Annotated in this window: 24 protein-coding genes; 14 read left to right on the top strand and 10 right to left on the bottom strand. The window is 60.4% G+C overall.

The window, feature by feature from the left end; genetic code table 11:
* Positions 1–6 precede the first annotated feature (6 nt).
* From BBDE_RS03750 to BBDE_RS03690, 13 genes are all read left to right on the top strand, one after another.
* Complete coding sequence (locus tag BBDE_RS03750) at positions 7–1,074, top strand: AAA family ATPase (protein ID WP_003840795.1); 1,068 nt, start codon at positions 7–9, stop codon at positions 1,072–1,074.
* Positions 1,071–2,024, top strand: a complete 954-nt coding sequence (locus BBDE_RS03745; protein WP_003840798.1) for a DUF58 domain-containing protein — start codon at positions 1,071–1,073, stop codon at positions 2,022–2,024. The genes BBDE_RS03750 and BBDE_RS03745 overlap by 4 nt, the downstream gene beginning before the upstream one ends.
* Complete coding sequence (locus BBDE_RS03740; protein WP_003840799.1) at positions 2,021–2,545, top strand: hypothetical protein; 525 nt, start codon at positions 2,021–2,023, stop codon at positions 2,543–2,545. Before BBDE_RS03745 ends, BBDE_RS03740 begins: the two co-directional genes overlap by 4 nt.
* Positions 2,546–3,613 carry a VWA domain-containing protein gene (locus BBDE_RS03735; RefSeq protein ID WP_003840801.1) on the top strand — a complete coding sequence of 356 codons (1,068 nt, stop codon included), beginning with the start codon at positions 2,546–2,548 and terminating at the stop codon, positions 3,611–3,613.
* Entirely contained in the window at positions 3,610–4,629 is a 1,020-nt protein-coding gene (locus BBDE_RS03730; protein ID WP_012902019.1) for a vWA domain-containing protein, read from the top strand. The genes BBDE_RS03735 and BBDE_RS03730 overlap by 4 nt, the downstream gene beginning before the upstream one ends.
* Positions 4,626–5,204 carry a DUF6466 family protein gene (locus tag BBDE_RS03725; protein ID WP_012902018.1) on the top strand — a complete coding sequence of 193 codons (579 nt, stop codon included), beginning with the start codon at positions 4,626–4,628 and terminating at the stop codon, positions 5,202–5,204. The genes BBDE_RS03730 and BBDE_RS03725 overlap by 4 nt, the downstream gene beginning before the upstream one ends.
* Before the next feature lie 289 nt (positions 5,205–5,493).
* A complete protein-coding gene (locus BBDE_RS11535; protein WP_012902016.1) occupies positions 5,494–5,688 on the top strand; it encodes a WXG100 family type VII secretion target in 195 nt (64 codons plus the stop codon).
* Entirely contained in the window at positions 5,685–7,163 is a 1,479-nt protein-coding gene (locus tag BBDE_RS03715) for an esterase/lipase family protein (RefSeq protein ID WP_003840809.1), read from the top strand. Before BBDE_RS11535 ends, BBDE_RS03715 begins: the two co-directional genes overlap by 4 nt.
* Positions 7,164–7,244: 81 nt before the next feature.
* Positions 7,245–8,687, top strand: a complete 1,443-nt coding sequence (purB, locus tag BBDE_RS03710; protein WP_033489302.1) for an adenylosuccinate lyase — start codon at positions 7,245–7,247, stop codon at positions 8,685–8,687.
* 118 nt (positions 8,688–8,805) lie between these two features.
* On the top strand, positions 8,806–11,256 hold the full coding sequence (locus BBDE_RS03705) for a lysylphosphatidylglycerol synthase transmembrane domain-containing protein (protein ID WP_003840812.1): 2,451 nt from the start codon (positions 8,806–8,808) through the stop codon (positions 11,254–11,256).
* 155 nt (positions 11,257–11,411) lie between these two features.
* The gene (locus BBDE_RS03700; RefSeq protein ID WP_003808664.1) at positions 11,412–11,693 is read left to right on the top strand and encodes an HU family DNA-binding protein; all 282 of its coding nucleotides are present in this window, start codon (positions 11,412–11,414) and stop codon (positions 11,691–11,693) included.
* Positions 11,694–11,839: 146 nt separating this feature from the next.
* Positions 11,840–12,199 carry a hypothetical protein gene (locus BBDE_RS03695; RefSeq protein ID WP_003840814.1) on the top strand — a complete coding sequence of 120 codons (360 nt, stop codon included), beginning with the start codon at positions 11,840–11,842 and terminating at the stop codon, positions 12,197–12,199.
* Complete coding sequence (locus BBDE_RS03690; RefSeq protein WP_003840817.1) at positions 12,196–12,996, top strand: dioxygenase; 801 nt, start codon at positions 12,196–12,198, stop codon at positions 12,994–12,996. The genes BBDE_RS03695 and BBDE_RS03690 overlap by 4 nt, the downstream gene beginning before the upstream one ends.
* A 61-nt stretch (positions 12,997–13,057) precedes the next feature.
* On the opposite strand, the gene BBDE_RS03685 is transcribed toward BBDE_RS03690, so the two are convergent.
* From BBDE_RS03685 to arc, 5 genes are all read right to left on the bottom strand, one after another.
* On the bottom strand, positions 13,058–14,521 hold the full coding sequence (locus BBDE_RS03685; RefSeq protein ID WP_003840819.1) for a proteasome accessory factor PafA2 family protein: 1,464 nt from the start codon (positions 14,519–14,521) through the stop codon (positions 13,058–13,060).
* Positions 14,521–14,712 (bottom strand): ubiquitin-like protein Pup, encoded by a 192-nt coding sequence (locus tag BBDE_RS03680; RefSeq protein WP_012902012.1) that lies wholly within the window; start codon positions 14,710–14,712, stop codon positions 14,521–14,523. The genes BBDE_RS03685 and BBDE_RS03680 overlap by 1 nt, the downstream gene beginning before the upstream one ends.
* A 102-nt stretch (positions 14,713–14,814) precedes the next feature.
* Positions 14,815–15,645 carry an inositol monophosphatase family protein gene (locus BBDE_RS03675; RefSeq protein WP_003840822.1) on the bottom strand — a complete coding sequence of 277 codons (831 nt, stop codon included), beginning with the start codon at positions 15,643–15,645 and terminating at the stop codon, positions 14,815–14,817.
* 131 nt (positions 15,646–15,776) lie between these two features.
* Positions 15,777–17,360, bottom strand: coding sequence for a depupylase/deamidase Dop (gene dop, locus BBDE_RS03670; RefSeq protein WP_033489184.1), 1,584 nt, complete (start codon positions 17,358–17,360; stop codon positions 15,777–15,779).
* A gap of 45 nt (positions 17,361–17,405) precedes the next feature.
* Complete coding sequence (gene arc, locus BBDE_RS03665; protein WP_003840824.1) at positions 17,406–18,995, bottom strand: proteasome ATPase; 1,590 nt, start codon at positions 18,993–18,995, stop codon at positions 17,406–17,408.
* Positions 18,996–19,024: 29 nt separating this feature from the next.
* On the opposite strand from arc, the gene serB reads away from it, so the two are divergent.
* Positions 19,025–19,699: a phosphoserine phosphatase SerB gene (gene serB, locus BBDE_RS03660; RefSeq protein ID WP_003840825.1), complete on the top strand. Its 675-nt coding sequence runs from the start codon at positions 19,025–19,027 to the stop codon at positions 19,697–19,699.
* A gap of 185 nt (positions 19,700–19,884) precedes the next feature.
* Here serB and fmt read toward each other — a convergent pair whose 3' ends face one another.
* The 5 genes from fmt to rpoZ form a co-directional block, all read right to left on the bottom strand.
* On the bottom strand, positions 19,885–20,850 hold the full coding sequence (gene fmt / locus BBDE_RS03655) for a methionyl-tRNA formyltransferase (protein WP_003840827.1): 966 nt from the start codon (positions 20,848–20,850) through the stop codon (positions 19,885–19,887).
* Positions 20,851–20,928: 78 nt separating this feature from the next.
* Positions 20,929–21,639, bottom strand: a complete 711-nt coding sequence (locus BBDE_RS03650; protein ID WP_003840830.1) for an HAD family hydrolase — start codon at positions 21,637–21,639, stop codon at positions 20,929–20,931.
* Between the two features lie 107 nt (positions 21,640–21,746).
* Positions 21,747–23,978, bottom strand: coding sequence for a primosomal protein N' (locus BBDE_RS03645; RefSeq protein WP_003840831.1), 2,232 nt, complete (start codon positions 23,976–23,978; stop codon positions 21,747–21,749).
* A gap of 54 nt (positions 23,979–24,032) precedes the next feature.
* A complete protein-coding gene (gene metK / locus BBDE_RS03640; protein WP_003840833.1) occupies positions 24,033–25,247 on the bottom strand; it encodes a methionine adenosyltransferase in 1,215 nt (404 codons plus the stop codon).
* Positions 25,248–25,430: 183 nt separating this feature from the next.
* On the bottom strand, positions 25,431–25,715 hold the full coding sequence (rpoZ, locus tag BBDE_RS03635) for a DNA-directed RNA polymerase subunit omega (RefSeq protein WP_003840835.1): 285 nt from the start codon (positions 25,713–25,715) through the stop codon (positions 25,431–25,433).
* Positions 25,716–25,736: the final 21 nt, after the last annotated feature.

Here is a 25,736-nt window from a genome sequence, read left to right as displayed (position 1 = left end):
GATGGCATGGCTTTATTCCCTCCAAAACCGCAGGTTCCCCAGTCGGCGTCGGTTCCGGCCCCGACTGCACCGACCACAGTCGCACTATCCGCAGAAGACATCAACCGCGCGAAAAAACTGGGTTCGCAGATTCGCGCCCGATTCGCCCAGACCCTGGTCGGCCAGGAGAATCTGCGCGAATCCCTGATCACCACGCTGGTGGCCGGCGGCCATATTCTCATCGAATCGGTGCCGGGTCTTGCCAAGACCACGGCTGCTCAGACCTTGGCCACCTCCGTGTCGGGTACGTTCAAGCGCGTACAGTGCACGCCGGATCTGATGCCATCCGATCTGATCGGCACGCAGGTGTTTGATTTCTCCACACAACGATTCGCCACGCAGATCGGTCCGATTCACGCGAATTTCGTACTGCTGGACGAAATCAACCGTTCCAACGCGAAAACCCAGTCGGCCATGCTGGAAGCCATGGCCGAAGGCGCCACTACCATCGGCGGCCAGCGTATCGCGCTGCCGAAGCCGTTCATGGTCATCGCCACGCAGAACCCCATCGAGGAGGAAGGCACGTTCAATCTCCCCGAAGCCCAGATGGATCGTTTCATGATGAAGGCCGTCATGACCTATCCGAGCGCTCAGGAGGAGCAGCGCATGCTCGCCATGCTCACTCGTCGCGGTTCCGACACCTTCGATCCGAGAGCCATCACCTCCGAGGTCATTTCCATCAGCGACGCGGAGTTCCTGCGTTCATGCGCCCGTCGCGTACATGTGTCCGACGCGATCATGCAGTATGCCGTCGATATCGCGGCGACCTCCCGCGGCGCAGGATCGCATCCGGTGCAGGGACTGTCCTCGTTGGTACGCCTCGGCGCCTCGCCGCGCGCCTCCATTGCCCTGACCCGCATCGGCCAGGCCAATGCGCTGTTGCAAGGTCGCGACTATGTGGTGCCGGAAGATGTCAAGGCCTTCGCCCACGAGGTACTTCGCCATCGCATCATTCTTACGTTCGAGGCTCTGGCCGACGGTGTGAACAGCGATCAAGTCGTCGATTCGATCGTGCAGGCGGTTCCCGTTCCATGATCGATCAGAACCGTTCCGACAATCCGATCCGAAGAAAGATCGAAGCCCTCGGAACCACGTTGAGCCTGCCTACCGTTCGCAAGGCGCTGGGCGTGCTGGAGGGTGCCCACGCTTCGAACAAACGCTTCGGATCGGATGATGTGATGGACATCCGCGTCTACGAGGCCGGCGACGAGGCTCGACAGATCGATTGGAAGACCAGCGCCCGCGTCGGCCGCCCAATGGTGGTGCTCAGGGAACGTCCGTCGACTTCCCGTGCATGGCTGTTGCTGGATGTCGGCCAGGAGATGACCGGCACTTGCCCTTCGGGCGAACAGGCGTATCAGGTCGCAGCCAATGCGCTGTGCATGTTCGCCGCGTTGAGTCTGCGTCGTGGCGACGAAGTATCCGTGGTCTTCGGCGACTCCGCTTCGATCACGCGGATACCTTTCAACGGGGGCTTCGCACAATTCGAACAGACGTTGGATCAGGCATTGGAACGTGATTGGTTCAATCCGCGCAATATCGACGCGCTGCTGGAATACGCGCGTCGCATTCGTGACCGCGAAGCGCTGGTGGTGCTTGCCACCGATGAGCACGCCCTACAGGAGCGCCATATCGAAGCCATAAGACGCATTGCGCGTACGCATCCCATGGTGCTTATCGACGTAGCCACCATCAACCCGTTCGAATATGGACGTTTCACGCATGTCTTCGACGGCAACGGCCCTCGCCGTGTCCCCGCATTCCTGCGCAACCGCACAACGGCGCAGGAGGTGCGTACGCATCGCGGGTATCTCGCCGCGGCCGTGCGCCGGGAGTTGAATCGTTGCGGGTCCACGGTGATTCATGCCGGATCCAGCGAGCGCATGTTCGACGAATTCGTGCACATGGTTTCCATGGCCTTGGCCGGGTCTTCGCATAACCCGCTACGCTCCCCCGCACGCCTATCGTCGGGAGGGAAGTCATGACGCTCCATTTGTCCGAAACCGACTTGAAGCCGTTGGGCCTGATCGACCTGCAGATGCCGCTGATCGTGACGCTGGTCATCTGCCTGGTTCTGGCCGCGATGACGGTGGCCGCGGCCATAGGGCTGTCCCGTCCGGGCCGAAAAGCCGCACGTCGGCAACCTCGCGGTCGGCATGACGAATTGACGGACAGGGCGCTGTGGAGACAACGGATCGATGACATCGTGACCCGTCATGATAGGGGCGAAATCAGCCGTGAGGACGCGTTTGCCGAGCTGGCGGCCTTGTCCCGGGACTACGTTTCGACCGTCACCGGCGTCGACATCCGCAACCGCACGCTCGCCGACATCGACGCCGCTCCGCGCACCACCGGTAATCAGGAGGGCATCACGTTGCTTCGTCAAACCATCGAGGCGTTGTATCCGCCCGAATTCGCCGATGCCGCGAACAACGGCATCGCACGTGAGGCAACGGTGGAACAGGCCGGGGAATGGGTGGCCAATCTTGTGGAAAGGTGGCGGTAGATGGAACTGTCATGGCATTGGCCTTGGGCCGCCGTCGCAGGCGTCATCGGCGCCATCGCCGTCATCGCCGTCTTGATGTTGGTGGCCTCGCATGCGCAGAGGCATGACACCGACGCCGCTCGTTCGTTCAGCTTGGATGACGATCTCAACACGGAAACGGCCTCCCGCCTTTTCCGCCTGTGGCGCACGTTGTCTCGCCTGGCAGCAGTGCTGCTGACGCTGTCCTTGGTCGTTTCCGTAGCCCTGGTCGCCAGACCGAGCCAGGTCGACGAGGGTGAGGAACGCGCCGGCAGCCGTGACATCGTGCTGTGCCTTGACGTATCCGGTTCCACGCTTCCCTACGATCGCGAGGTCATCGATACCTACCGCAAGCTGGTAAGCAATTTCAAAGGCGAACGCATTGGTCTGAGCATCTTCAATTCGACATCGCGGACCGTGTTCCCGTTGACCGACGACTATGAGCTGGTTTCCAAGCAGCTTGCCGAGGCCAGCAAGATCCTCAAGGGCGTCGAATCACAGGACGATATCGATAAGATGAAGGACAGCGACTACCAGAAGATCTCCGATTGGCTGGAGGGAACGCAGAACCGCAAGGAAGCCACGTCGCTGATAGGCGACGGTGTGGTCAGCTGCGCCGCGATGCTGCCCGGTTTCGCTTATGGTCAGGCCAATGCGGACAATGCGGCCCGTCAGCGTGCGGCCTCCATCGTGCTGGCCACCGACAACGTCGTGTCCGGAACGCCCATCTACACCCTGAATGAGGCTCTGCAACTGACCTCCGAGGCGAAAATCACCGTGGACGGCCTGTTCTCCGGGCCGAAGCAAAGCGAAGGCGACGAGACGACCTCCGCATTCAAATCCGAAATCGAAGCGCACGGAGGTGTGTTCCTGACGCAATCCGGCGGCTCATCCGTGGCCGAACTGGTCAAACAGATCGATTCACGCCGAAGCCATGAGAATGCGGCGAACAGCAAGGCCTCACTCGTCGACGCTCCCGGCTGGTGGACGTTGGCCCTGGCCGTATTGACGATCATCTGGCTGGCGCTCGCATGGAGGTTGAGACGATGAACGATCTGACTTTCTCACCGGCGCTGGGATGGCCGGCGGGCGGCGTATTGGCCGCCGTCATGCTGGCGGCCGCCATAATCGAGGTCATGCTGCACATAAGGCGGCGCGCCGACAGCGACGAAACCGTATGGGCCTGCACGCGACGTACCCTGATCTGCCTGCTGGTTGCGGTCATGATCCTGACGCCCAGCATCGTATCGTCCACGCATAACCGTGCGATCAACGCCACCGATGTGGTGATCGCCGTCGACGTGACCGGCTCCATGGCGGTCAAGGATGCGCAATATGGTTCCGACGAGCTGCAAACCCGATTGGATGTGGCCAAGCAGGCGGTGAAGGACATCACCGGCCTGTACCCGAATTCCAGTTTCGCCGCGGTGCGTTTCGGCGCCAGCGGTACGTTGGATGTTCCATTGACCCCTGATTCCAAGGCGATTGACAATTGGGCCGACACCCTCGCCCCGGAGGCGACCTCCGTTTCATCCGGCTCCACGCTTGACGTTCCGATCGATCAGCTGTTGTTGACCTGCAAGTCAATTCATGAGCAACATCCCGATGATGCCATCGTGATGTATCTGATCTCCGATGGCGAACAGACCTCCTCGAAAACCCGACGCACCTTCTCCTCACTGCGACGATATCTCAACGATGCGTTCACCGTGGCGGTCGGTAGCGAACAAGGAGGCCAGATTCCCGTCACGGTCGATGGCGTGGGCGAAACCGATCAGCAATGGGTCACCGATCCGGAAACCGGCCAGCCGGGCATATCCCGCATGAATGCGGATACCATGAAGACCATCGCCGATGAGCTCAGCGGTACCGCCCTGCAACTGAACGCCTCGAACACCATGAGTTCCGGCATGTCGAAAGAAGCCTCGAGCCAATGGCGCATCTCGCAGACCGCCAAGCAGCGAACACGTGTCACTCCCTTGGTCTGGCCATTCGCGATTGCGGTGGCATTCTTGTTATCCTGTGAGCTCGGCGCATGGCTGGCGTCATCAAGGAGGTTGCTATGAATGCATCATCCCCGCGTAAGGCGCGCGCCTCATTGCCGGTACGCGTCGCACTGATCGTCATCGCCGTGGCGTTGGTCGCCGTCGCGGCGCTGGCCGTCGTGAATCTCGTGGCCGCAAACCAGTACAATCAGGCCACGCAAAGTCTGATTGAAAACATCAAGACCAGTCAGTCGCAGACTCCCGACCTCGACAAACTGAACGCGCAACAACAGCAAACGGACGCGCAATTCCGGGATGCCGCTTCCGTCGGGGCGCTGCTGCTGCCGCAGCTGCGTGAGGCGATCAAGCATAACAGTGCGGTATCCGAGCAATTGACCAAACGCACGCTCAAAACAATCAAGGCAACGAGCGATCCTCAGAATTCCGACACAAACGTCCAGAACGAGTCCTCGCAGAACGATACGGACAAACAGCAAAGCGGCGGCAACCTGACCAAGGAACAACGCAAGAAGGTGGAGGAACTCCTTCAGCAGAACACGCAATCCACATCGCCTGATTCGAGTGATGAATCATCCAAAGGTTCGGCCGCCAACCAGGATTCGGATTCATCTTCGACCCAGACCAAACCATGGTGACGGAATCCGGTCGGAATTGACTTATCCACCGCATTGCCGGCGCGTTTCCGTTGTCTTTTCAACGATGACACGCCGGCATCGTGTTTTTCTCGCGTCCTTCGACCACCGACCCCATTTTTCCTGCACTCCTCATCGTGCATACGTGTTCAATGACACCATGAACACATCACTTGCATACAGCGCATCCGGCACGGTCGCGAATCCTCCGTTGCCGATGGGGTCCGTCGCTCCGCCCGGTACAACATGCCGGTGCCGCGCCGGCATACGGATCAGTCAGAATCTTGTCGATATGCGAATCAGATCATGCAGCGCGGGCCTCGACCAGCTTGAGTCCACGCTTGCACGCAGCGAGTTGACGGATTGGAACGGTACCGCAGCGGAATCCTTCCGTAGTCAGCTTACGGAACTGCATCGCCTATCCACCACCCTGAAGGAAGCGTTGCGAACCACTTCACGTACGCTGTGGTCGGTAGGTGCGGCATGAGTTGGCAGGTCACATCCACCATCAGCGGAGGTCGCAGGTATTCGACCGCCGACTACAACCAATATCTTGGCGTCGCCACCGCCCTGTCGGACGCTTCCCGAACATATGCGGTCATGTCGAACACATGGAATGCAACGGTACTGCAGCTTCAAGCCCAGCGTTACGGCACGCCCTTCGCCGCAGCGCTCGGCGGAAACGGCATCATCTGCAACGGGGACGACCATATATCGTTCCCCTACGATCGAATCATCAAACGTTGCGCCGAACATGCAAGCGCCTGTAACGTCATGGCGGAAAAGCTCACATGGCTCGCCGATTTGGTCATCAGGGCGCACTCCCTGTATGCCCAGGCGGATGACCGCAACCGGCGCATACTCAATGAATTGCTCCAGGCCACGGTTACCACATTCCCGAAGGAGTCGCTTGCAGCGGCCGGCCTCCTTTCGCTCGGAGGCTTTGTCTTTGGCTCGGCGAAAGAAGGCGACCCCAATGGAATCCATGCATTGGATTCGCTGGATTGGGCGCAGGAAGGACTGATGAGCGGCGCCGGTTCCGCCATTGCAGGTCTCGGCGGATTGCGCGGGCTCTTCCATACCGATGAGGTCAATATCGCGGCCAAGCGCATCGCCAAGGTCACGGCACCCGGATATGACCTCATTCAAGGCAATGAGCTCAGCGTCACCCAAGTGCATGCCAATGCCACCGTGGTGCGCGAATCGCACAGTGTGGCCGATTCCATGGAGGATCTGCGGCGGCTTGCCGAAGAACGCCTCGGCACAATCGATCTTGGCAGCGGCTTGGACTACGGCACCATAGCCATTTCCAAATACCGCAGAAAAGATGGATCCAACGCCTGGCTGGTCACGATTCCCGGAACCGACGGCAAACCGGATTCGCCGTTCGGATGGCCGCAGAACGTGGAACTCATGAGTTCGGATTCCCAGCAACGCATGCAGGCCGATAGTGCCCGCATGGTGGCCGAAGCCATGGAACGGGCAGGCATCGGTCCGGACGAACCGGTGGCGATGATCGGTCATTCCCAAGGCGGCATCGTTGCGGCCACGCTTGCTTCGGATCTCAAGGATGCATACGACATCGAACATGTGGTGACCGCCGGTTCCCCCGTGGCCAACCATCCGATTCCCGAAAGCACATGGGTCACCAGCGTGGAAATGGATGACGAACTGGTCGCAGCCTTGGACGGCGCGGTCAATCCGAATACCGAACACTGGCTCACCGTACGGGGCACGGTCAGCCAGACCTCTGACGACGGCTCTCTCTTCACCGGTACCGAAGTGCAGGATGCGCCCGACACCAAGGAAATCACCCATTGGCTCAAATACCATCAGGCAGCCTATCGAAATGCCTCCGATATGGGATCGGCCGCCCTGGAAAACCACGAACGGCATTTCCGCAACGTCATCGACGGCGATCTGGAGGAAGTCACCTACTGGCAAGGCCGTATGAGCAAGTGAGCTCCTCGCGGGCGTGTCATCGGCAACCGGCGAGCGGACACCGACGGAATCTCGTTTACGGCTAAAAGTATGCTGTACAACATGAATCTTACTGACATCTCCCCTGCAATTGCCCTGACCCCCCTCGATGGCCGCTATCATCAGCAGACCGCCCCCCTCGTCGAGTATCTGAGCGAACCTGCGCTCAACCGCGAGCGCATGCGCGTGGAAGTCGAATGGATGATTCTGCTTGCCAATGGTTTCGAAGGCAACGGTTTCAAGACCATCGTTCCCGGTATCAAGCCGCTTACCGATGAGGAGCAGGCGTTTTTGCGCGCCATTCCGGAGGATTTCGGCGCCGAAGGCATCGCCCAGCATGCCGCCCATGAGGCCGTGACCCACCATGACGTGAAGGCCGTCGAGTATTACATCGACGATCAGCTCGACAAGGCGGCAGAAACACTCGGTCACGAGACGCAGCTCACCGAACTCAAGACCTTGGTGCATTTCGCCTGCACGTCCGAGGACATCAACAACCTGTCCATTGCCCGTTGCGTGAAAAACGGTATCGAGAACGTATGGCTGCCGGGCGCGCAGGCCATCGTCGACCATCTGGCGGAAAAGGCCGAGGAATACCGTGACAAGGCCATGCTGTCGCTGACCCACGGCCAGCCGGCCACACCGACCACGTTGGGCAAGGAACTTGCGGTGTACGTGTACCGCCTGAGCCGTCAGCTCAACAAGGTCAGGAATCAGGAATACCTCGGCAAGATCAATGGTGCGACCGGTACGTTCGGAGCCCATCTGGCGGCCTGCCCGGATGTGGATTGGGTTGCCGTGTCCCGCGAGTTCGTGACCAACCGCATGGGCCTGACCTGGAATCCGCTGACTACGCAGATCGAATCCCACGACTGGCAGGCTGAGCTGTACGGTACCATCAGCCACACCAACCGTATCCTGCACAATCTGTGCGTGGACGTGTGGATGTACATCTCCCGTGGCGTGTTTGCCCAGGTCCCGGTCAAGGGTGCCACAGGCTCCTCCACCATGCCCCATAAGGTCAATCCGATCCGCTTCGAGAACGCCGAGGCCAATCTGGAGATCTCCTGCTCGCTGCTCGACACCCTGTCCGCCACACTGGTCGAATCCCGCTGGCAGCGCGATCTGACCGACTCCACCACGCAGCGCAACATCGGTTCGGCCCTGGGTTACTCCGTACTGGCACTGAACAATCTGATGGGCGGACTGAATTCCATCCATCCGAACGACATCGCCATCCAGGCCGAGCTTGACGCCAACTGGGAAGTGCTGGGCGAGCCGATCCAGACCGCCATGCGCGCCTGCGAGCTGGCCGGCCTGCCGGGCATGGACAAGCCCTATGAGAAAGTCAAGGAACTGATGCGCGGCCATGAAATCTCCCAGGATGCCGTCGAGAGGTTCATCGACGAGCAGTCCTTCGACGAGGCCACTGCGGCACGTCTGAAGGCACTGACTCCGGCCACGTATACCGGTGTGGCCTCTCGACTGGTCGATTTCGCCCGCTGATCCGGTTCACGTACGGTCATAAGCCTCTTGGGGCGGTTGCGTTTCCCCCGCAGCCGCCCCAAGTTGTATCATCGAAAGCGATGACGGCAGCAGTCACCGTCTTTGTCTAACCGTATGTATGGAGCATGTCATAGTGTCTCACGCCCCCGCCGCCAGCAAGCATGAAGTGCGCATCGATGATATTCCGCCGCGTCGTAGCCGGGATTTCGCAGATCTGTTGCACGCCGGATTCGCATTGATCATCGCAGTGGTGGTCATCCTGTTCTCGATCTACCTGCATGGCACGGCCTCCGGCGTCGAGTCGGACGTGCGCTCGGCCAGTCACGCGGTGAGCTGGCTTATGGACGTGCCGGCTTCCCTGCTGCAGCAACTGGCCATCGTGTTCATTGCCGTCAGCGTACTGCTGCAGCTGCTGATTGCCAAGGAGTGGCTGCAGAGCGTGACCTCGGCCATCGCGTTGATTCTTGGATTCTCCGCTGTCTGGGGCGTGTCTGCACTGATTACCGGCACTCGCAATACGCTGCTGATCGCCTCCCTGTTTTCCAACGGCACGGTTACCGGCACCGGTCTGCTTCCTGATTTCTATGCGGCCATGGCCGCGTTCCTTACCGCCGCGGGCCCAAGACGCACACGATCCGCCGTGAAATGGGGATGGAACGTCCTCTATACCGTGGCGGTGCTGTTGGTGGTGCTGTCGTGGAATTCCGTAGCCGGAGTGCTGGTCTCGTTCGCGGTCGGCCGTATCATCGGCATGCTGATTCGTTTCGCCATCGGTACGCAGACCAACGGAGCATGGGGTTCGCAGGTGGTGCAGTCGTTGCGTTCCATCGGCATCGATGTCGCTTCTCTGTCACGCCGTCTCGATTCCGGTGCCGATTCGGGCATGCTGCAGGCCATTCTCGATGACGATCTCATCGAAAACTCCCGCATCTACGATGCCGTTGACGCCAACGGCGACCGTTTCATCGTATCCGTGCTCGACAATCAGGTGCATGTCGCCGGATATCTCAATCAGCTGTGGCAATGGATTCGGCTGACCGGCGTGTCCATGCGCCGGGACCGTTCCTCCATCGACGCCATCCATCATCATTACGCCATGTTGCTGGGACTGCATAACGCCGGTCTCGTCGCGCCGGGGGTCTATGGCGTGGCCGACAACGGCGAATCCTCGATTCTGGTGTTCCGTTCCGGCCGCATGCCTTTGGAATGCAATCTCAATACCATGAGCGACAGTGACATGGAACAGTTCATGGCGTATCTGGACAAGGCCCACCGCCATGGCTTTACCCACCGTCGCATCACGCCGAACACGCTTTCGCGCATGGAGGACGGCACTCCGGTGATCGCCGGCTGGCAGAATGGCGACTACGGCAGCAGTGCGCCAAATTTCGCGCTCGACAAGGTGCAGCTGCTGATTGTGCTGAGCGCGCTGAATGGCGTGGATCGTGCCATGGCCTGCGCCCGTCGGACATGGGGCGACGATCGGCTCATCGATCTGGCCCCGTTCGTGCAGAAGGCCGCCGCCCCTGCCGCCACTCGCGCCCTGCCTGGATGGGACAAGCAATTACTGGTGCGGCTTCGCGACCGCATCTCCGCCCTCGCTCCGCAGGAAATGGCCGATTCCATGGAAAAGGTCACGCTTTCGAGATTCAGTTTCCGTTCGTTCATCGCCATCGCACTGCTGGTAGTGGCCGTGTACGTCGTGTTCACGCAGGTTCAGCCGGGTGAGATGATCAAGGCCGTCAAAGAGGCGAATCTCGCCATGGCGTTGGTCTGCGTGGCTCTCGGGTTCGTGGCTTGGTTCGGTTCCGCCATGACGCTGGGCGGATTCATGGATGCCGACAAGCGCAATCCCATCGGTCTGATGTGTTCGCAGATGGCCGCAGGATTCACCGCGGTTTCCATGCCCGCGGGCGTAGGTCCGGCATTCGTCAATCTGCAGTTCCTGCGCAAAAGCGGCTATCGCAATACCAAGGCGACCGCCATCATGAGTGCCGTCTGGGCGGTGCAGGGCGCCACTACGATAGTGTTGCTGTTGGTCATCGGCGTATTCACCGGCCGTAACACGCTTTCCGGCATGATTCCCACCAATACGTTGATCATGGTAATCGCCATCGTTGCACTGATCGTGTCTGCGGGCATGGCGATTCCGCCGGTGCGTCATCTGGTCACGGACAAGTATCTGCCGATCGTCATGTCGTATGCGCGCAATCTGGTGGATGTGCTTACCAGGCCGAAGGAACTGCTTTTCGGCATCGTGGGCGCACTCATTCTCAATATCGGTACCGGTTTGGGATTCTGGGCCGCGTTGCTGGCATTCGGATACCATACGAATCCCGTGGAAACGACCTTTATTTTTCTCTTGGCGAACACGCTCGGTTCCGCAGTGCCGACACCGGGCGGCTTGGGTGCGGTCGAAGCGGCTTTGTCCGTGGCGTTCACCGCCGTAGGGGTTCCTTCCACGATCGCCGTCTCCGCTACTCTCGTCTACCGAATTGCCTTCTACTGGCTACGGATCCCGGTCGGTGCGTTGGCCATGAAGTGGCTTGACAGGCATAATCTGATTTAGAATCGATTCGTGACCGGTCATTTTGGTCCGTTTTTCTAAAAAATCTCGCCAAAACCCTTATAGAATGCGGTTTTCGGCGGTAAGGTGCGCTAATATCGTAATGAACGTGGACATCAGAGTAATCAGGATGTCCCCTGACCCAAGAAGGATGCTTTATGGCATACAACAAGTCTGATCTCGTCTCGAAGATCGCTCAGAAGTCCAACCTGACCAAGGCACAGGCTGAGGCAGCTGTGAACGCTTTCCAGGACGTGTTCGTCGAGGCAATGCAGTCCGGCGAAGGCCTGAAGCTGACCGGTCTGTTCTCCGCCGAGCGCGTCAAGCGTGCCGCTCGTACCGGCCGCAACCCGCGCACCGGCGAGACCATCGAGATCCCGGCAACCTACGGTGTTCGTATCTCCGCCGGTTCCCTGCTGAAGAAGGCCGTCACCAAGTGAGTCTCTGATTCATTGGCGACTGGGGCCCCGACCATGATGGTCGGGGCCCCAGTCGTTTCACGACATTGCAGCGACGGGTTGCGTTTCCTGATTTTCCAGATAGACTTTACATATTAGACATCGTGTCCATATAGACAGGAACCGCCATGGCCGACCAGAGGAAGATCGTAATCAATCAGCTCCATGAGCTCAACATCCTGCTGCTGCATTCCAAACTCAAGGCGACCAGGGCCAGAACGGCACGTCGCGCGGCGGCAACGGTCAGAAACGTCGATGCGGCACGTCGCGGAAGACCCCTCATGCGCCCCATCAAGGAGCAGACCGAATCGGCCCTGCGCATGTTCGACTGCCTGAATCCCGATGAACTTTCCACTCTCAGCGAATACCTGCAGCGTATCATCGACAACACCGATACCAGACTTCTGGACGAGGAGATCACCGAACGACGCAAAGCCATTCATGAGTTTCTCATGCTCGATCGTTCAGGTACGGAGGCACAGGAATGAGCATCGATCAAACAGGCACTCCGGAGCCGAATGATCCGGCTCTTATCCCCATCAGCAAACGTTCGTTGTTCACGCCAAGCGCGGATGTCGCCGTGGAACAGCATTCCGCCACGCCATATGTGTCCCGCACCGCGTATGGCACCGCCATCGTCGAAGGACGATTGACCTCTCCAAGCGCACGCGTGCCGGAAATCATCGCGCAACGGTGCGGCGGCATTACGGTGAAGGGGCATACGCTCAAATCCTTCGCCTATACCACCGATGCAGTGATCATTCGCAATACCAACGCCAACGCCATTCTGGCGGTGTATCCGTTCACCGGGGAGCCGGTGATCACGCAGGCATTGCTGACGGTGGCCCAGATGCCGTTGTTCGTAGGCGTGGGCGGTGGAACCACCACCGGCCCGCGTGTGGCCGAATTGGCCATGGTGGCGGAGATGCAGGGCGCAGCAGGTGTGGTCATCAACGCCCCCGCTCCGGCGGAAACCATCGAAACCACCATGTCCATGATCGACATTCCGGTCATCGCCACCGTTACCGAAGATGACGAAGTCACCGAATGCAAAATCATCGCAGGCGCCGCCATCATCAACGTCGCGGCGGGCGCACGAACCGCACAGGTGGTCTCCAGCATTCGAGAGCACCATCCGGAAATTCCGATCCTGGCTTCCGGAGGCGGCTCCGAGGAACGTATTCTCGCCACCATCGACGCCGGAGCCGACGCCATCACCTGGACGCCGCCAAGCGCCCAACAGATGCAGTCGCAGATGATGGCCAAATACCGCGGCGAAGCCTGAACCTTCCCTCCTCGCATCAGCCAAGATGCCGGATCAGGCGCATACCCCCTCCGGCTTGAACTCAGGCCAGCATATCCATCATCTGCCGGAACCGCTCCGATTCCTCGAAATCGAAGGGATCAAGCAACACCATTTCCGAATGGTGGGGCGACATCAACGTGAGTCTGGTCCAATCACAGGAATACCGGGCACCCTTCGCCTTCGCCTCCCGCACGAATCTGCCCCGTAAAGCCGCACGGGTATCGTCAGGAGGCATGTGGACGGCACGATCCGCCGCATCCCGCCCCAACAACGTGCGCATGCCGCCACGGCGGCACAGCGAAGCATATACGGTACCGTTGGCCACATCGTGATAGTCCATGTCCAACTGCTCGAGTCTGCTTGCCGGAAGATGGCCGGTACGAGCCTGCAAGGCATCGAACAAGCGCTTCTTGCACACCCAATCCACCCTATCGGCCAAAGCGTCGACGTCACCGGAACGAAACGCTTCCAACGCCTCATGCCATTGAGCGATCACATCATGTACATCGGTACGAGGCAACGAGGCCCCGACTTCGGGATGATCTTCGACGAAACGTTCCACCGCCGCCAGATATCGTTCCTGCACGGCGACCGCACCACCGCGAATCACATCGCCATCGGCCATGTCAAAGACCGCACCGACGCCGCTCGCATCGCGACTGACGGCATGATTCGCCGCGCCGGGGTCGGCGAAGGCGAACCGTGCGAATCCGGATTCACGCCCCTCACGCCCCGCCTGTTCGATGACGCACAACACCAGATGCGTGGTGGCGAGTTTCATCATCGTAGCCCACTGGGACCGGTTGGAATCGCCGATGATCACATGCAGACGACGGAACGCGTCCGGATCGGCATGTGGTTCGTCGCGCGTGTTCACCATCGGGCGCGAGCGCGTGGTGGCCGAAGACACGGCCTCATCCAGAAAATCGGCACGTTGCGTGATCTGGAAGCCTTGTCCGCCCACACGACCGGCACCGGTGAATATCTGCCGGGTGATCAAGAATGGCAACAACTCATGTTCGATGGTCTCCAACGGCACGAAACGCCGCACCAGATAATTTTCATGGCAACCGAAGGAATGACCGGCCGAATCGGCGTTGTTCTTGAACACATGCACGATGGCACGCCTGCCATGACCTTCCCGCAACCTGTGCTGGGTGTCCATGGCAAGATCGCGCATCACCAGCTCGCCGGCCGCGTCAAGCGCCAACGCATCCATGGGATCCCGGGCTTCCGCCGTGGCGTATTCCGGATGCGAACCAACATCAAGATAGAGTCTCGAACCGTTTTCGATGTAAGTGTTCGTCGATCTGGCCTGGGCCACGATCGGCTGGAACATCATCATGGCCGTCTGCCCCGCATCACAGGGCGCATCGGCTCCGGTCACGCTGACTCCATACTCGGTTTCGATGCCGAAGATGCGGATGAACGCGTCGACCTCACCGCGGGTCCTGCCGTCAAGCGGGGCCGTCGAATGATTGCCGCTGTCGCGCAGCTGGGGCATCACTCGCCGCCTTTTTGCACAAAACTGCCGACATATTCTTCGGCGTTGGTTTCCAATACGGATTCGATATCATCCAGCACGGCATCCAAGGCATCCACGGTATCATCCGTTCGCGCACCGGCGACCGGAGCGCTCTCCTCGCTGTCCAACGGCTGGTCCGCGGATCGGATCTGTTCGAATTCCTGAGGCATGGCTTTCCCTTTCGATACGTTCGGCATCCGCCAGCGATTGCACCAATCGCAACGGCGCCGACTGCGCCACACATGAGGCCATGAGAGACAGGCCCTATGGCGCTATACCAAATACTGACGTAAATCGTCGTTGATGAGTCCGTTGGTGGCGACCACGTCGTTTTCCTGACGCCAGTGAACGCCGTCGCCATTCCATTGGCTCAGGTGACCTTGCGCCTCCCAGACCATCATGGCACCGGCCGACACGGCGGGAACATCCCATTTATGCAGATGCGGCTCGAAATAGGCATCATACGTGCCGTCAGCCACCTTGCACAGATCCAGCGACACCGGCCCCACGCGCTTGATGTCGGCCGGACGTCCGGCGATGCGCGCCACCACGTCAAGTGATCGCTTGGATTCCGCCGGCACGTACGACATGCCGAAACTCACCACGGCCCCGTCCAATGACGGTGTGGTGGAGGGGATGATCTTCTCGCGCTTGTCGCCCAACGGGGTGCGACGGATACGAATGGCACCGGAGCCACGGACGGCAAGATACGTCAAACCCAACGCCGGGGCATGCACCACCGCGAGAATCGGCTGTGCGGAGCACTGCTCGTTAAATTCGAACAAGGTCACGGTGATGGCCCACTCCGGCATGTCGTGGGCGAAATTGATCACGCCGTCGATGCCTCCGACGCACCAGTACCGTTCCCCCGGATGGCATTCTTCGGGGCGGAACTGCCAAAATCCATCGAATACGTCGACATAGGTGATGCGGTTGCTGATGAACTGTGCGAGACGCTTGTCGAGATCCGACGTGAAATGCAGGTGGTCGTCCGACAGCTCAAGACTTTTCATATCGCGCGGATTGGTCTGATCGTTCAATGCGTGTTTGCCTGCATCCTGCAGAATACGGGCCACTTCGAGGGCCGCTTGCCTCAACTCCATAGATTATGCCTTTTCATTCGTCATACTGCGCGCCCGATATGTTCTCTCCTGATATCAGGGCCTGTTTCTGTGTTCCTGTTGCCTGGCATGGTTATACCATCATCACGAATAGTACGCGACCGACGTGATGTTCAGCGTAAGCGGTTCATGACCGTCTGCGCGTCCGATGCCCCCTCGAAGGCTCGCAGACATTGGGATTCGCCAAAGTCCAAAGGGTCCGACATATCCAATGACGTCATGGCATTCTCCACGGATTCATCACCACTCATCTCACTGCGAACGGTCAGATGAGACCAGGATGCGGCCACCGTCTGTTCGGGAAAACGCCGGATCATCTGCGCGCGCAGCCAGGCACGCGTATCGCTTGGTGGTTCCGAGATTGCCCGCCTCAATTGCGCATCATCGACCAGCCGCTCCATCTGGGGCGTCAGTTTCATGAATATCGAATCCGAGGAATCCAACGCGGCCCATCTCAGATCGACGGCGGCCAAACGTGGGTCGGCCCAATCGGAACCGGTTTTACGGCGCAGTTTCTCCAGCAGCCGCCATTTGAGCAGCCATTCGATGCGGCCTGCCTCTTCGCGCATGGCCAGACGCCGATCGTCGTCGGCATGGCGGATGGCAGCCACGTCGGCGAGCGCCTGACCCCACATCGCCATGATGTTGCGCGTGGAACGGTCCGGCCAGACGGGTTCTCCCGCCGTGTCGCTGCCGTAGACCATCGCGGCCGCCGCATACACCATGCTCCGCAAGGTGACCTGCATCTGCCATGCCGTGGTCATGCCGCCGTTGCGCAACGGCAGTTCGGCATTCAACGTCAGGTCGTGCGAGACGGTATGCATGGCCTCCACCGGATCGGCGAGCGCCAGCGCGTCCATCATCGCCTCCAGATCGAGTCCCGCCTCCCTGCCATGCTCGAGCACCCACAGCAGCATGCTGGTGGTGCCGAGTTTCAGCGCCTGCGGCACGTCCATACGGTTGGCGTCGCCCACGATCACGTGCAATCGACGGTATGCATCGGTGCTGTGCGATTCGTCACGGGTGTTGATGATGGGCCGGTCGAAGGTGGTCTGCAGTCCCACTTTCATGTGGAAGTAGTCGGCGCGCTGGCTGAGCTGGTAGCCGGCGCGCTCGCTGCGCTCCCCCAGGCCGACGCGACCGGAGCCTGTATAGATCTGCCGCGAAACGAAATGCGCGGTCATCAGCCGTGCCACATGCTCGAACGGCACCGCACGCAGCATCATATAGTTTTCATGCGTGCCCCAACTGGCGCCTTTGCCGTCCACGTTGTTGCGATGCAGCATGATGGCGCGGCCCGTGATGCCGCTCGCCTTCTGCGCGGCCTGCTGCATGATCAGATCACCGGCATGGTCGTAGAGCACCGTCTCGAAGGGGTCCGTGGTTTCCGGCGCGGAGTATTCCGGATGCGCGTGGTCGACATATATGCGTCCGCCATTGGCTGCGATCACGTTGGTGATGTTGAGCTGTGGCGCGTCGGTGAGCAGGTCGGGATGTGCGCAGGCGCGTTCCATACGGGTGCCGCGGGCGTCGTTGACGGGATCTTCCTGCCGATAGTCCCAGCGGATATGCTTCGTGCGTTCATCCGCGGCGGCGCCGACCACATCGAATGATAGCTGCACCGGATTGTACCGGCCTTGCCCACGACTGGAAACCGCATACTCGGTTTCGGTTCCCATTACTCGACGAACGCTCATCTCCCGATTCCTTTCCTCTGCCCTATACCGGCCGATCCGATCCGGTTATTGCGCCGTCGGCCTGATGCGTGTCACATGCCCGGCCTCGAATCCGTTGATTCGACTCCACTGCACCGGATCGGCGTCCAGCACGGCGTCACGGGTCTCTTCGAATTCCTCCTGCACGGCCTTCGCCAGCAGATTCACGCCGATCGCCGCGGGCTCCGCCGATTCGATGGAGATTTTGACGGCCTTTGTCTTGGCGCGATCCACGACGTTCTTCAATACCGCTCCGGAAACCACGTCGGCCAGATAGACCGGCGACCACTGCCCGTGTTCGTCGCAGACGTCGCATAGGTGGCGATGCTCGCTGACCGCATAGATGTCGGCGACGAGCACGCTGGTCAGGGCCTTCGCCTCGATGCCCGGCGTGAGCGGCAGGTCGTCGGTCAGATAGTGGCGGATGATCTGCTCGGCCTGCTTCGCTTTCGGACGTTCCACACGGATTTTCACATCCAGTCGACCCGGACGCAACACGGCCGGATCGATCATATCGATGCGGTTGGAGGCTCCGATCACCATCACATTGTCAAGGCTTTCCACACCGTCGAGTTCGGAGAGGAACTGCGGCACGATGGTGGTTTCCACGTCGGAGGACACGCCGGAACCGCGAGTGCGCAGCAACGAATCCATCTCGTCGATGAACACGATGACCGGCCTGCCGTCGGCGGCACGTTCGCGCGCACGTCTGAAAATCATGCGAATCAGACGTTCCGACTCACCGACGAACTTGTTGAGCAGCTCCGGCCCCTTCACGGAAAGGAACACGCCCGACCCCGCGCCGGAACCTTCGGCGAGCGCGTTTGCCACGGCCTTGGCGATCAGCGTCTTGCCGTTGCCGGGCGGGCCGTACAGCAACACCCCTTTCGGCGGTTTCAAATCATAGCGTTCGAACAGCTCACGGTGCAGGAACGGCATCTGCACGGCGTCACGGATGCGCTCGATCTGTTCGTCCAGACCGCCGATGTCGTCGAAGGTGACGTCCGGAGTCTCCTCAAGCACCAGATCGGCGTCATCCTCGACGGGAATCAGGGTCAGCGCGAAGCGGACGGAGGAATCCACGCTCACCCGATCGCCGGTATTGACGTTCTCCTTGGCGAGTGTGCCGGCACGGCGTACCAACGTGACGTTGCCTCCACTGTCGGCCACCAGCAGACGACCGTCGTCAAGAACCTGTCTGACGGTGCGCACCGAACCCAAGGTGTCGGTGTCATGCTGATCCACTATCACCATGTTCTCGTTGAGCAGCACCGTACGTCCCGCCTCCAGCCGCGACGCCTGTACGTTCGCCGCCACCGGCACGATCATGCGCCGCGTGCCCGAAATCACCTCGGCGCTGGCGTGCTGCACCCCCTGTTCGTCGGTGTTCGCCGCATGCACGCGTATCATGGTGGCGAAAGTCATGGGAGGCCCGGCCAACTGATTCAGTTGCGCCTTGGCCTTGGTGAGTTCTTGCGTGGCACGGGTCAATGCCTTCGCCAACGCATGGTTCTTGGCCATCAGCCGGTCATTGGCCTCACTGAGGGACCGCAACCTCTCATCCTGCCGTTCCATGCCGACCCTCGCTTTCTTCGATTCACCGTCCAGAATACCCATTGTCCTAATGCTTTCCGACAATCGAAACCATGCTTGAAGAAGAAACGCTGAATGCTGCCACCGTGCCCACGTTGTCCCACCCCGGACTGCTGGTAATGGATGTGGATTCCACGTTGATTGACGAAGAGGTCATCGACGAGCTCGGCGTCGCCGCCGGCGTCGGTGATCGAATCGCATCCGTCACCGCCCGTGCGATGAACGGCGAATTGGATTTCCGCGATGCGTTGCGTGCCCGCGTCGCATTGCTGAAGGATTTGCCGATTTCGATGTTCGACGATGTCTACCATGCCGTCCATTTCACGAACGGCGCGCTTGCCCTCATCGATGCGTTGCACGACTATGGCTGGAAGATCGGCGTCGTCTCCGGAGGATTTCATGAAGTCGTGGATCGTCTCGCATCCGACGCAAACATCGATTACTGGATTGCGAACCGTCTCGAAACCGCCGGTGGCAGGCTGACGGGCCGCGTCCTTGGCGATATCGTCACCAAGGACGTCAAGCTGGAATCATTGCGCACATGGGCCGGCCGAATGGGAGTCAGCATGGCGCAAACCGTGGCCGTGGGCGACGGAGCCAACGATCTGCCGATGATTCATGCGGCGGGATTGGGCGTGGCATTCTGCGCCAAACCGAAGGTCCAGCAGGAGGCTCCGCACCGTCTGAACGAACGTGACCTCATCAAGATCCTCGATTTTCTCAGATAGCCCCTCCGCTGCGCGTACCCGTCGCAACCGCGCGGCTTGCGGAATGACGTAGCATCCGCACGTACGGCAGGTGTCGGATTGGCATGCGCTGTAAGGCCGTAAAGAGCCGTAAAGACTTGTCCTGAACGGCCCGGAGCGTGTCGTCAATGCATGCCGTCCGTCACTGCGGACGCCATAGCCGACTGTTACCTACAGAAAGCCGTCCCGTCGAGGCGGGCTCCACGGGCCCAGTCAGCGGCACGCATGGCCTTTTTGCCCTGAGCCTTGACTTCGAGCAGCTCCAACGGCTGGGTGGCGGTGCCGATCCACACATGCTTCTTGCCTGCCACGATTCGTCCCGGTTCGAGCGTGGCGGGCACATTCGGATTGTCCATGTCGGACGTCTGCGCACGCAACACATGCAGGGTGGTCGGCTCGGCGTCAGCGCTGGCATGCAGTTCGCACCAGGCGCCAGGATTCGGAGTGCAGGCACGAATCTGCCGGTCGACGGCGAACGCAGGAACGTCGAAGCGAATGCGCGCATCCTCAACGGTGATCTTCTGGGCGATTTCATAGGCGCCTGCGGGCTGTTCGACCGGCGCGATCTGATCATCGGCCAAGGCCTGCAGCGAAGCGGCCAGCAATCGGGAGCCATCTTCAGCCAAACGGTTCAGCAGTTCGCCGGAGGTTTCGTGCGCACCGATTTCCACGGTGGATTGCGCCAGAATCGGGCCTGCATCCATCTTCCTGACGATGCGGAACACCGTGGCGCCGGTCAAAGTGTCCCCTGCCCAGATGGAACGCTGCACCGGAGCGGCGCCACGCCATTGCGGCAACAGCGAGAAATGCAGGTTGTACCAGCCCATGGGCAAGGCGTCCAAGACCTCCTGCTTGAGGATCTTGCCGTAGGCCACCACGGCGGCGGCCTGTGCGCCGGTGGCCGTGAGTTCGTTGATGAAGGTCTCTTCGCTCGGATCGGATTCGATGACTGGCAATCCCAATTCCAGCGCGGCCTGCTTGACCGGATTCGGTACGAGCTTGCGTCCGCGGCCGGTCGGTGCGTCCGGACGGGTGAGTACGGCCACTACCTCAAAATGCTCGGTATCTTCGGCAAGCATCCTCAGCGACGGTACGGCGACTTCCGGAGAACCGGCGAAAAGCACTTTCAGCATGAATCAGACTCCTTGTCCACATCTCAATCACAAACCATCATCGACGTCGCGGGATCGATGCCGCGACGATCGCGAACGTCACGCCTGCAGTACGGCGGGAATATCGACGCCGTTGGCGATTAGCAACCTGCGCAGGGCACGCGAATCCTTGAATCGCACACCACGAATGCCGGCCTCGTTCGCCCCGACGATGTTCATCGCCTTGTCGTCCACGAACATCGCACCTGCGGCATTGATGCCGAACCGGTCCAACGCATGCTCATAGATGTCTTTGTGCGGCTTGCGCAGCTCGACGTAGCCGGAAACCACGCGATCGTTCAGCGTCTGCAGGATATCGTAGTGTTCCAGCGCAATCGGGAACAGGTCCTTCTGCCAATTGCTCAATCCCCAGACGCCGATGCCAGCGGCCTTCAAATCGTTGATCAGCACACGGGCGCCGGGCACGACGCCTGTGAGTGAATCGACGAAGTTGTCAAGATAGTACTGCAGCATGTCGGCCCACTGGTCGCCACTGGTCTTACGCATCAGCGCCACGCCTTCGTCGTTGGACATGCCACCGTCCAGCAGGTTGTTGATGTCGTAGAAGCCCGAGATGTCGTTGTCGAGGAACCGCTCGACGAGCTCATCGTCGTATCGCGGCGTCATCACCGCGGCCGGATCCCAATATATCAGCACATTGCCGAAATCGAAGATCACATCGGTGATCGGCTTGCCCGCGTTGGCGGCCGCCTCGCCGTCGGCCATCAGCACGTCGTATTCCATGTCGGGCTCTCCAGGCCAGCCTTTCATGCGTTCCTCCGTTCATATTCGATGGAGTCCTTCAGGTCTTCCATAGTGTTTCACGGCGAGAGGACGTGACCTTCACAAATGGTTTCGACAAGGCGCTTTTGGAATGCTTAGATGCGTTCCTTCGGATCGAGTTGGAACCGAAGCTCGCCCGCCTCCCGTGCGGCTACATGCCTTGCGCTGGCGTTGCGCAGTCGCAGGGCCAGTTCGGCACGTTTGCCTTGCGGCACACGCACGATCGCCTTGACCCGGTCGGCGGTCACCTCCAGCTCACGGGTATCGATGGTGCGTGGCTGCGGAATCGGCACGGGGCCCAGCACCGAAGGCATGACACCTTCCACGGTTTCGATGGTGGCCCAGTCACCGCCCGACAGAGCGCCGATTCGTTCCAGCGCCGTTTTCACCGCACTTCGGCGACCCCATACGCATGCCGCCGCGAACACCGGGGGCAGGGCCGTCTGCGCACGCTCTTCAAGCTCGGTCTGCGCCAACCGCGGTGAATTCCACAACATCAATGATTGGGCGAGCACCGGATCGGTCTCGCCAAGCAGCAACGCCTGTCCGTCCCTGACCCGTGGCGCGCACAGCGACACCGCACGCATCCAGGCGGTGAGCGTATCCACGCCCGCATCGATGCCGAATGCATACAGGCTGATCCAGGCATCCAGAATCGCCACCGCCCGATATTCGCACTCGTACGGGCTGGTCCCCCGCACACGAGGTTCGGCGCCGGGGGTGGCGATGACCAGCTGCGGCGCAAAGGCAATGTCCGGCACAATGCCTCGTGGCTGGCTTGGCGTGGATATCACGATCGGCACGCCACGGAACAGTTTGCCCAGTTCCTGCGCGGTACCGGCCGCACCGACCCGCACCACGCGCATACGTTCGTTATGGCAGGCGGGGCATGACCATTGCACGGTGGCGGCACCGCACCAACGGCATCGAATCGAACCGTCCTGCAAGCGTTCCAGTGGCCCGGTGCATTGCGCACATCGCGCCTGGCGGTGGCATTGCGAGCAACTCAGCGCCTCGGTGATGCCATCCTGCGGAATGGACAACAGCACCGGACCGCTTTCCAGTCCCTTGGACAGCACGCGTACGGCCGTGTGCGGCACACGGGCGCCGATGGTCGGATCCGCGACACGCGCCAACTCGTCACGGTTGAGCCAGCGAATCCACGGACTCGCCTCTTTAGTCACCGCCGGAAGCGCATGAATCGGCGTACTGAAGCCGCTGACCGGCGTCTCCCCCACATGTGTGGCATCGGTTTCCCATTGGCTCTGCACGCTTCGGGCATTCGCCATCGCCACGAATACTCCGCCATGGGCCTTGGCACGCAGACGCAATACCCCTCTGGCATTGGCGTAAGGCATCATGCCGTCGGCATCCTGATAGCACACATCATCCACGATCAGAAACAGGGCACGACCTTCCACCGGCGCATACATGGCGGCCCGCGTTCCGATGATGCATGACACCCGTCCACTGCTCGCAGCCAGATAGGCACGATATCGTTCCGCAGGCGGCATCTGCGCATTCAGCACGGCCATGTCACCGTCGTAGCCGCCGCTGGAGGCGTTGGTTTGGGCGAACACACGCAGTCCGATGGATTGCAGGGTTTCGATCATATCGTTGATTTCGCGCATGGTAGGCAGCACGATCACGGCCGGTCTGTTGTGCGAAAGCGCGGCGGCCACCATCCATGCCGCACATCGTCGCCAATGGTCGAATCCCGGAAGGGTGTCGAATACGAAGGATTGAAAACGCGAGCCTTCCAGAGCCTCCCGTAGCAGGTTGACGCCACCGTACCGGGCCTTCAGCTGGTCGAAGTGCTCCTGCTCCACGGCGAGCAGACGTTCCGCCCTTGCCCTGCCCTCGCGTGCCGTGGATCCGCTTCGTCGCTGTTCCTGCTCCACTCGTGCCACACGCGGCGGCACGGCAAGACGCAGAATATTGGCGCGGGTACCCCCGAAAGCGTCGGCGATCAACGTAATGTCCTCGCGCATGGCCTTTGGAACCAGCACGCCGTCGGTGACCACACGGTCGATGAAGCGCAATGCGGACGCCGGAGTATCGCTGACATCCGTCCGATTCCAGATAATGCCATTGACGCGTTGGCCTCCGAATCGCACGCGCACCATCACGCCGGGCCGGGCCACCTCGGAATATTTCTCCTCGACGTAATAGTCGAAGGTCTGTCCCAGATGCGTGGCCTGCACGTCCAACACCACTTGGGCCACGGGATGCTCGGCAGCCGGCGTTTTGGCTACGGGCATGCGTTTGCGCCGCTTGCGCGGGGCAAGCCCGTCAAGCGCCAGCTGCTCGGCATCCTCAAAGGTCATGATTCCAAGAGTAACGCAGCCACCCGTTTGACATACGTACTCTCGGCGTTCGCCCTACTCGGCGATCGCCGCCTTGAGGTCATCGACCTTGTTGACGATCTCCCACGTGAAGTCGGCGTCAGCGCGCCCGAAGTGACCATATGCGGCGGTTTTGGCGTAAATCGGGCGTTTCAGGTCAAGTTCGTCGATGATGGCGGCCGGACGCAGATCGAATACCTTGCGTACCGCCTGCTGAATCCGCTCGCGGGTCACTCCCATTTCGGTACCATAGGTCTCCACGTTGATGGATACCGGATCGGCCACGCCGATGGCGTAGGCCACCTGCACCTCGACCTTGCGGGCAAGGCCTGCGGCCACGATGTTCTTGGCCACCCAACGGGCCGCATAGGCCGCGGAACGATCCACCTTGCTCGGATCCTTGCCGGAGAAGGCACCGCCGCCGTGGTGCGCCGCGCCACCATAGGTGTCGACGATGATCTTGCGTCCGGTCAGTCCCGCATCCGCGGCCGGACCGCCAAGTACGAACGAGCCGGTCGGGTTCACCAGCACACGGTATTCATCGTGCGTCACGCGATCGGCAAGCACGTCGTCAAGCACCGGGCGAATCACATGTTCAGTCAGCTGTTCCTTGAGCCAAGCCTGATCCACTTCGGGATCATGCTGCGTGGAGACCAGCACGGTATCGAGACGGACCGGACGATCGTCGTCGTCATATTCGATGGTCACCTGAGTTTTGCCGTCCGGTCGCAGGTGCGTCACTTCACCGCTCTTGCGCACTTCGGTCAGACGATGGGCCAGGCGGTGGGCCAGATAGATCGGCAAGGGCATGAGCACGTCGGTCTCATCGCAGGCGTAGCCGAACATCACGCCTTGGTCGCCGGCTCCCTGCGCCTCATAGCGCTCTTCGCGGGAGGCCGCGGACTCCTTCTCACGGTCGAGACGTGCCACACCTTGGTTGATTTCGGAGCTCTGCTCGGTCAGGGAGACCATCACGCCGCAGGAGTTGGCATCGAGGCCGACCCTGGAACTGGTGTAACCGATGTTCCTGACCACGGTACGCACGATGTTCTGGATGTCGCTATATCCCTCGCTGGTCACCTCGCCGAACACGAAGAACTGTCCGGTGGTAGCGCAGGTTTCCACGGCCACATGCGACTGCGGATCCTGACGCAGCATATCGTCGAGAATCGCATCGGAAATCTGATCGCAGACCTTGTCCGGATGTCCTTCCGTCACCGATTCGGCGGAAATCAACTTCAATTCAGCCATGCCGGCTGCTCCTTTCCTAGGGCGGTCATCCCAACTCCGCCCGGATGTCTGTTGTCGTGAATGGCGAATATAGAAAACGCCCCAACCCTCAGGACGCAATCAATGGTTTTGCAACCATCATCTCATGCGCTCCGTTCAGGTATCGGGGCGAAAGAAAATAAATCAGGCGCGATTCCTTGGAAATCAGTTGCCTTCGGTCAGGTCGTCCTCGCCGAGGGTCTCCTCCAGCAGACCATCGTTGATCTCGCGGAACGCGATGGACAACGGCTTTTCCTGGTTCTGGTACTCCACCAGCGGGCCGACGTTCTGCAGCAGACCCTCATTGAGCTGGGTAAAGTAGGAATTGATCTGGCGAGCACGCTTGGCGGCGAAAATAGCCAAGGCGTACTTGGAGTCCGCATGCTCCATCAGATCGTCGATCGGCGGATCCGCAAGTCCGGTCGGGGTTGGCTGAGTGCCGAATGCCATAGTTGATTATCTCCCAATCAT

It is taken from the genome of Bifidobacterium dentium JCM 1195 = DSM 20436 (assembly GCF_001042595.1).
Taxonomy (GTDB): Bacteria; Actinomycetota; Actinomycetes; order Actinomycetales; family Bifidobacteriaceae; genus Bifidobacterium; species Bifidobacterium dentium.
Note: the sequence above shows the minus strand (reverse complement) of the source record. Positions and strands in the feature narration are given on the sequence as shown.

What these genes read in the sequence shown, in the direction of transcription:
- BBDE_RS03750 (WP_003840795.1), top strand. Translation starts at nt 7, where the DNA reads ATGGCTTTATTCCCTCCAAAACCGCAGGTTCCCCAGTCGGCGTCGGTT.
- BBDE_RS03745 (WP_003840798.1), top strand. Translation starts at nt 1,071, where the DNA reads ATGATCGATCAGAACCGTTCCGACAATCCGATCCGAAGAAAGATCGAA.
- BBDE_RS03740 (WP_003840799.1), top strand. Translation starts at nt 2,021, where the DNA reads ATGACGCTCCATTTGTCCGAAACCGACTTGAAGCCGTTGGGCCTGATC.
- BBDE_RS03735 (WP_003840801.1), top strand. Translation starts at nt 2,546, where the DNA reads ATGGAACTGTCATGGCATTGGCCTTGGGCCGCCGTCGCAGGCGTCATC.
- BBDE_RS03730 (WP_012902019.1), top strand. Translation starts at nt 3,610, where the DNA reads ATGAACGATCTGACTTTCTCACCGGCGCTGGGATGGCCGGCGGGCGGC.
- BBDE_RS03725 (WP_012902018.1), top strand. Translation starts at nt 4,626, where the DNA reads ATGAATGCATCATCCCCGCGTAAGGCGCGCGCCTCATTGCCGGTACGC.
- BBDE_RS11535 (WP_012902016.1), top strand. Translation starts at nt 5,494, where the DNA reads ATGCGAATCAGATCATGCAGCGCGGGCCTCGACCAGCTTGAGTCCACG.
- BBDE_RS03715 (WP_003840809.1), top strand. Translation starts at nt 5,685, where the DNA reads ATGAGTTGGCAGGTCACATCCACCATCAGCGGAGGTCGCAGGTATTCG.
- purB (WP_033489302.1), top strand. Translation starts at nt 7,245, where the DNA reads ATGAATCTTACTGACATCTCCCCTGCAATTGCCCTGACCCCCCTCGAT.
- BBDE_RS03705 (WP_003840812.1), top strand. Translation starts at nt 8,806, where the DNA reads ATGGAGCATGTCATAGTGTCTCACGCCCCCGCCGCCAGCAAGCATGAA.
- BBDE_RS03700 (WP_003808664.1), top strand. Translation starts at nt 11,412, where the DNA reads ATGGCATACAACAAGTCTGATCTCGTCTCGAAGATCGCTCAGAAGTCC.
- BBDE_RS03695 (WP_003840814.1), top strand. Translation starts at nt 11,840, where the DNA reads ATGGCCGACCAGAGGAAGATCGTAATCAATCAGCTCCATGAGCTCAAC.
- BBDE_RS03690 (WP_003840817.1), top strand. Translation starts at nt 12,196, where the DNA reads ATGAGCATCGATCAAACAGGCACTCCGGAGCCGAATGATCCGGCTCTT.
- BBDE_RS03685 (WP_003840819.1), bottom strand. Translation starts at nt 14,521, where the DNA reads ATGCCCCAGCTGCGCGACAGCGGCAATCATTCGACGGCCCCGCTTGAC.
- BBDE_RS03680 (WP_012902012.1), bottom strand. Translation starts at nt 14,712, where the DNA reads ATGCCTCAGGAATTCGAACAGATCCGATCCGCGGACCAGCCGTTGGAC.
- BBDE_RS03675 (WP_003840822.1), bottom strand. Translation starts at nt 15,645, where the DNA reads ATGGAGTTGAGGCAAGCGGCCCTCGAAGTGGCCCGTATTCTGCAGGAT.
- dop (WP_033489184.1), bottom strand. Translation starts at nt 17,360, where the DNA reads ATGAGCGTTCGTCGAGTAATGGGAACCGAAACCGAGTATGCGGTTTCC.
- arc (WP_003840824.1), bottom strand. Translation starts at nt 18,995, where the DNA reads ATGGGTATTCTGGACGGTGAATCGAAGAAAGCGAGGGTCGGCATGGAA.
- serB (WP_003840825.1), top strand. Translation starts at nt 19,025, where the DNA reads ATGCTTGAAGAAGAAACGCTGAATGCTGCCACCGTGCCCACGTTGTCC.
- fmt (WP_003840827.1), bottom strand. Translation starts at nt 20,850, where the DNA reads ATGCTGAAAGTGCTTTTCGCCGGTTCTCCGGAAGTCGCCGTACCGTCG.
- BBDE_RS03650 (WP_003840830.1), bottom strand. Translation starts at nt 21,639, where the DNA reads ATGAAAGGCTGGCCTGGAGAGCCCGACATGGAATACGACGTGCTGATG.
- BBDE_RS03645 (WP_003840831.1), bottom strand. Translation starts at nt 23,978, where the DNA reads ATGACCTTTGAGGATGCCGAGCAGCTGGCGCTTGACGGGCTTGCCCCG.
- metK (WP_003840833.1), bottom strand. Translation starts at nt 25,247, where the DNA reads ATGGCTGAATTGAAGTTGATTTCCGCCGAATCGGTGACGGAAGGACAT.
- rpoZ (WP_003840835.1), bottom strand. Translation starts at nt 25,715, where the DNA reads ATGGCATTCGGCACTCAGCCAACCCCGACCGGACTTGCGGATCCGCCG.